The organism is Streptomyces sp. SID14436, from assembly GCF_010548465.1.
Classification (GTDB): Bacteria; Actinomycetota; Actinomycetes; order Streptomycetales; family Streptomycetaceae; genus Streptomyces.
On the sequence record NZ_JAAGMD010000452.1, the window covers coordinates 1 to 6,132 of the forward strand.

At 74.7% G+C, this 6,132-nt stretch carries 3 protein-coding genes and 1 pseudogene; 1 reads left to right on the top strand and 3 read right to left on the bottom strand.

What is annotated here, in order from left to right; all coding sequences use genetic code 11:
* The 3 genes and pseudogenes from G3I53_RS15610 to G3I53_RS15620 all read right to left on the bottom strand — a co-directional run.
* The coding region (locus tag G3I53_RS15610; protein WP_164345168.1) for an AzlD domain-containing protein at positions 1–308 on the bottom strand (308 nt) is incomplete at its 3' end.
* A complete protein-coding gene (locus tag G3I53_RS15615; RefSeq protein ID WP_343239610.1) occupies positions 305–1,102 on the bottom strand; it encodes an AzlC family ABC transporter permease in 798 nt (265 codons plus the stop codon). The genes G3I53_RS15615 and G3I53_RS15610, both read right to left, overlap by 4 nt.
* A 158-nt stretch (positions 1,103–1,260) precedes the next feature.
* Positions 1,261–2,265 (bottom strand): annotated as a pseudogene (locus tag G3I53_RS15620) (AraC family transcriptional regulator); the annotation flags it as partial.
* Here G3I53_RS15620 and G3I53_RS15625 point away from each other — a divergent pair.
* Positions 2,153–6,132: ATP-dependent helicase (locus tag G3I53_RS15625; RefSeq protein WP_164438457.1), on the top strand; the 3,980-nt coding region annotated here is incomplete at its 3' end. The pseudogene G3I53_RS15620 and the gene G3I53_RS15625 sit on opposite strands and share 113 nt — an antisense overlap.

Here is a 6,132-nt window from a genome sequence, read left to right on the forward strand (position 1 = left end):
CAGCCGCCCAGGGCCCGCACGCCCGCCGTGACGAGGACGGCCGCCGCGACGACGACCAGGAACGGAGCCCGCAGCACCAGGGCCACGGCAGCGGCCCCCAGCCCCGCCGCCCGCGCGTCCAGCACCAGGGCCTGCCCGTCGGCGAACGTCTGCTGTGCGGTGAGGGCGGCGAGCAGGGCGACCGGCACCAGCGCGGCCAGACGCCGCACGAGCGGCCGTTCGAGCACCCCGGCCGGGACCATCAGGCCGGCCAGTTTGACGGCGTAGCAGCCGAGGACGGTCACACCGATGGCGATCCAGATGTTCAACGGTCCTCCTCCTCGGGTGCGTCAGGTGCGTCGGATGCGTCAGATGCGTCAGCCGTGGCGGACGCATGGTCGCGCGGCGGGCCCGTGGCCCGGCCGCGGGCCCACAGGACGGCCGGTGCGGCGAGGGCCGCGACCAGGACCGGCACACCGGCCGGCAGGAAGGGCAGCAGGCCGAGCCCCAGCACGACGGCGAGTCCGGCCACGAGCCGCTCGGTGGTGGTCCGCAGCATCGGCGCGAGCAGTGCCAGGAACACCGCCGGGCCGGCCGCGTCGAGGCCCCACGCGGCGGTGTCGCCGATGGCCTCGGCGCCCAGGGCGCCGAGCAGCGTGGTCAGGTTCCACAGGACGTACAGGCTCAGGCCGGTGACCACGAAGCCGAGGCGTGCGCTGCGCCGGGTGGGCTGGGCGAGGGAGACGGCGGTCGTCTCATCGATGACCCACTGGGCGGCGAACGGCCGCACCGCGCGCGGGAGGGCCAGCAGCTGCGACAGGCGCAGGCCGTAGAAGGCGTTGCGCACGCCCAGGAAGAACGCCCCGGCGGCCGCCGTGAACGGGCTGCCGCCGGCCGCGATCGCCCCGACCAGCGCGAACTGGGACGCACCGGTGAACACCAGCAGGCTCAGCACGCAGGTCTGGAGCAGCGTGAGCCCGCTGCCCGCCGAGGTCACTCCGAACGCGAACCCGGAGAGTCCGACGGCGACACCGACCCCGAGGGCGTCGCGGACGACGGCACCGTCGGGTTTGTCCTCCCCGGTGCTCCGGGGTTGCGCGAGAGTTGTCTGTTCTGCTGCCACACGCCCGACGGTAGGACAAGGCCGGTAGTTGCGTCTTGTACATTCTTGCGGCCGCTTCGCACGGCGCCCCGCACGTCCCGGGCCGCGTTCCTGCGCTCCCGCTGGTAGGCGCCCGGCGGTACGCCGATCATGCGGCTGAAGTGCCGGTTCAGATGCGGCTGGTCGGTGAAGCCGACCTCCAGCGCGGCCTGCGACGGTGCCGTCCCCGCGTCGAGCAGCCGACGGGCGCGCCGGACCCGCGCGTCGGTGAGCCAGGTGTGCGGCGGCATGCCGTAGGTGTCCCGGAAGGCCCGCAGCAGGGCGAACGGGCTGGTCCCCAGCTCGGCGGCCAGTTGTTCCAGCGTCGGCGGCGCGGCCATCCGCTCCTCCAGCAGGGCCCGCGCGCGGGCCGCGGTGCGGGCGCCGGCCGTCCGCACCTCCCGCCGCGCCAGCCGGCCGCCGTTCAGCCTGAGCAGACGGGTCACGGCGACCTTCAGGAGGGTGTCGGCGGCGAGCGCGTTGCCCTCGTCGGTGGCCCGGAGCACCCGGTGGACCAGGCGGACCGTGTAGGGGTCGTCCAGCACGGGCGTCACGAAGCCGGGTGTACCGCGCAGGGTGGTGGTCTCGGCGGCGATCGCGCCCACCACCTCGGGCGAGGGGTAGACGGCCCCGTACCGCCAGCCCTCGGGCACTCCGGCCCGGCCGGTGTGCGGGGTGTCCGGGTTGACGAGGGCGAGGGCCCCGGCGCCGGCGTACTGGTCGCCGCTGCCGTGATGGAAGATCTCCACGCCGTCGGCGATCGCGGCGATCACGAAGTGCTCGTGGGTGTGCCGCACGAACGTCTTCCGGATGTACCGGGCACGCAGCAGGTCGACACCGGGCAGTTCCTCGTACTGCCAGTGCCGTGCGCGCTCCCCGCCCCTTTCGGTCATACGGCCATTGTCACGCGTTCCGGTCCACGGCCTGCGGGCCCCCGTCCACCGGCCTCCGCCCCGGCCCGCCGCGAGGGCCGGACGCGCCCCGTCCGTGCAGCTCAGGGCCATTGTCAGTGTCCGGGTGCAGGATGGACGCATGGTCGGCACTCCGCATCGAGCCCTGGACGGCTTCTCCCCCGCGACCCGTGGCTGGTTCTCGGGGGCGTTCTCCGCGCCCACCGCGGCCCAGGCCGGAGCGTGGCAGGCCATCCACGAGGGCTCGGACGTGCTGGTCGTCGCCCCGACCGGGTCCGGCAAGACCCTGGCCGCGTTCCTCGCGGCCCTGGACCAGCTGGCGTCCACGCCCCCGCCCGCGGATCCCAAGAAGCGCTGCCGGGTGCTCTACGTCTCGCCGCTGAAGGCCCTGGCCGTCGACGTCGAGCGCAATCTGCGCAGCCCGCTGACCGGAATCCGGCAGGAGGCGGTGCGCCTGGGCATGCCCGAGCCCGAGGTGAAGGTCGGCATCCGCTCCGGCGACACCCCGCCCGCCGAGCGGCGCGCGCTGTCCACGCGCCCGCCGGACATCCTGATCACCACGCCGGAGTCCCTCTTCCTCATGCTGACGTCGGCCGCGCGTGACGCGCTGTCGGGCGTGGAGACGGTGATCCTCGACGAGGTCCACGCGGTCGCCGGCACCAAGCGCGGAGCGCATCTCGCGCTGTCCCTGGAGCGCCTCGACGAGTTGCTGGTCGAACCGGCCCGGCGCATCGGCCTGTCGGCGACGGTCCGGCCGGTCGACGAGGTCGCCCGTTTCCTCTCCCCCGGCCGCCGGGTGGAGATCGTCCAGCCGGAGTCGGGCAAGGAGTTCGACCTGTCCGTCGTGGTCCCGGTGGAGGACCTCGGGGAGCTGGGCGGTTCACCCGTCGCCGACGGCTCGGAGGGCGCCGAACGCCCGTCGATCTGGCCGCACGTCGAGGAGCGGATCACCGATCTGGTTCAGTCCCACCGGTCGACGATCGTGTTCGCGAACTCCCGCCGCCTGGCGGAGCGCCTGTGCAACCGGCTCAACGAGATCGCCTACGAGCGGGCCACCGGCGAGCCGCTCGACGAGCAGCACTCCCCCGCCGAGCTGATGGGCGGCTCGGGGGCCGCCCAGGGCGCGCCCGCGGTCATCGCGCGGGCGCACCACGGCTCGGTGTCCAAGGAGCAGCGGGCCCAGGTGGAGGAGGACCTCAAGGCGGGCCGGCTGCCGGCCGTGGTCGCCACCTCCAGTCTCGAACTGGGCATCGACATGGGCGCCGTGGACCTGGTGGTGCAGGTCGAGTCGCCGCCGTCCGTGGCCTCGGGGCTGCAGCGCGTCGGGCGCGCCGGCCACCAGGTGGGCGCGGTGTCGACGGGTGTGGTGTTCCCCAAGTACCGGGGCGACCTCGTCCAGGCGGCCGTGGTCACCGAGCGGATGCGCACCGGCTCCATCGAGTCCCTGCGGGTCCCGGCCAACCCGCTGGACGTCCTCGCCCAGCAGCTCGTCGCCATGACCGCCATGGACACCTGGCCGTTCGACGACCTCCTGGCCCTGGTCCGCCGCGCCGCGCCCTTCGCCTCGCTCCCCGAGTCGGCGTTCACGGCCGTGCTGGACATGCTGGCCGGCCGCTATCCGTCCGACGCCTTCGCGGAGCTGCGCCCGCGTGTGGTGTGGGACCGGGTCACGGGCGAGATCACCGGCCGCCCGGGAGCGCAGCGCCTCGCGGTGACCTCCGGCGGAACCATCCCCGACCGGGGCCTGTTCGGGGTGTTCCTGGCGGGCGCCGACCCCAAGAAGGGCGGCGGACGGGTCGGCGAGCTCGACGAGGAGATGGTCTACGAGTCCCGCGTGGGCGACGTGTTCACCCTCGGCACCAGCTCGTGGCGCATCGAGGACATCACCCGCGACCGGGTCCTGGTCTCGCCCGCCCCGGGGGTGCCCGGGCGGCTGCCGTTCTGGAAGGGGGACCAGCTGGGCCGCCCCCTGGAGCTGGGCAGGGCGGTCGGCGCCTTCCTCCGCGAAGTGGGTTCGCTGCCCGCGGAGGACGCCCGTCTGCGGCTGCTCGCGGCCGGGCTGGACGCCTGGGCCGCCGACAACGTCCTGTCCTACCTCGGCGAGCAGCGAGAGGCGTGCGGCCACGTCCCGGACGACCGCACCATCGTCGTGGAGCGCTTCCGCGACGAGCTGGGCGACTGGCGGGTCGTCGTGCACTCCCCGTTCGGCGCGCAGGTGCACGCCCCCTGGGCGCTCGCCCTCGGCGCCCGCCTGTCCGAGCGGTACGGCATGGACGCACAGGTGATGCATGCCGACGACGGCATCGTGCTGCGGCTGCCCGACGCCGACCTGATGGGCCTGGACCTGCTCGATCAGGAGCCGGTGCGGGCGGGCACCGAGTACGACTCCGACCAGGCGCCCGTGGGCGCGGCGGACGTCGTCTTCGACAAGGGCGAGGTCGACCAGGTCGTCACCGACCAGGTGGGCGGCTCGGCCCTGTTCGCCTCCCGGTTCCGCGAGTGCGCCGCCCGCGCGCTGCTGCTGCCGCGCCGCAATCCCGGCCGCCGCACCCCGCTGTGGCAGCAGCGGCAGCGGGCCTCCCAGCTGCTTCAGGTGGCCGGGGAGTTCGGGTCGTTCCCGATCGTGCTGGAGGCGGTCCGCGAGTGCCTCCAGGACGTCTTCGACGTGCCCGGGCTCGTGGAGCTGATGGGCGACCTGGAGGCCCGCAAGGTGCGGCTGGTGGAGGTGACCACCCCCGAACCGTCCCCGTTCGCCCGCTCCCTCCTGTTCGGCTACGTGGCCCAGTTCCTCTACGAGGGCGACTCACCCCTCGCCGAGCGCCGCGCCGCCGCCCTGTCCCTCGACTCCCGGCTGCTGGCCGAGCTGCTCGGCCAGGCGGAACTGCGCGAACTGCTCGACGCCGAGGTGCTCACCGAACTGGAGCAGGAACTCCAGTGGCGCACCGAGGACCGGCGCGTGAAGGACGCCGAGGGCGTCGCCGACCTGCTGCGGATGCTCGGACCGCTCACCGACGCGGAGCTGGCCGAGCGGGGCGCCGAGCCGCAGTGGGCGCCGGAGCTGGCCGCCGCGCGGCGGGCCATCCGGGTCCGGGTGGCCGGAGCCGACCACTGGGCGGCGATCGAGGATGCCGGACGCCTGCGGGACGCCCTGGGGACCGCGCTGCCGGTGGGGGTTCCGGAGGCGTTCACCGAACCGGTGAAGGACCCCCTCGGGGACCTCCTCGCGCGGTACGCCCGCACCCACGGCCCGTTCACTTCCGCCACCGCCGCGGCCCGCTTCGGCCTGGGCGTGGCGGTCACCGAGGGCGCCTTGCAGCGGCTGTCCGCGGCGGGCCGGGTCGTCCAGGGCGAGTTCCACCCGGCCGGGATCGGCCAGGAGTGGTGCGACGCGGCCGTTCTGCGCCGGCTGCGCCGCCGTTCCCTGGCCGCCCTGCGACACGAACTGGAACCGGTGCCGCCCCAGGCGCTGGCCCAGTTCCTCCCCCAGTGGCAGCACATCGGCAAGGGGCACGCCCTGCGCGGAATCGACGGCCTGGTGCGCGCCGTCGAACAGCTCCAGGGAGCCTCGGTGCCCGCCTCCGCACTGGAGAAACTGGTGCTGCCGTCCCGCGTGGCGGGCTACACGCCCGCGATGCTGGACGAGCTCACCGCCGCCGGGGAGGTGGTGTGGGCCGGGGCCGGCTCCCTGCCGGGGAAGGACGGCTGGGTCTCGCTCTACCTGGCGGACGCCGCTCCCCTGCTCCTCCCGCCCCCGCACCCCCTGGAGCTCACCGCGCTCCACGAGTCCGTGCTGACCACCCTCTCGGGCGGCTACGGCCTGTTCTTCCGGCAGATCGCCGACCAGGTCCGCGCCACCACGCACCCCGAGGCCACCGACCCGCAGCTCGCGGACGTCCTGTGGGACCTGGCCTGGTCCGGTCGGCTGACGAACGACACGCTCAGCCCCCTGCGTGCCCTGCTGGGCTCGGGCCGCACCGCCGGTTCCACGGCCCACCGCGCGAAGCGGCAGGTCCCGCGCGGGCGCTACGGCTCGCTGACCGCCGCCGCCCGCAGCAGCGCGCGCACCGGACCGCCCACCGTCGGCGGCCGCTGGTCCCTGCT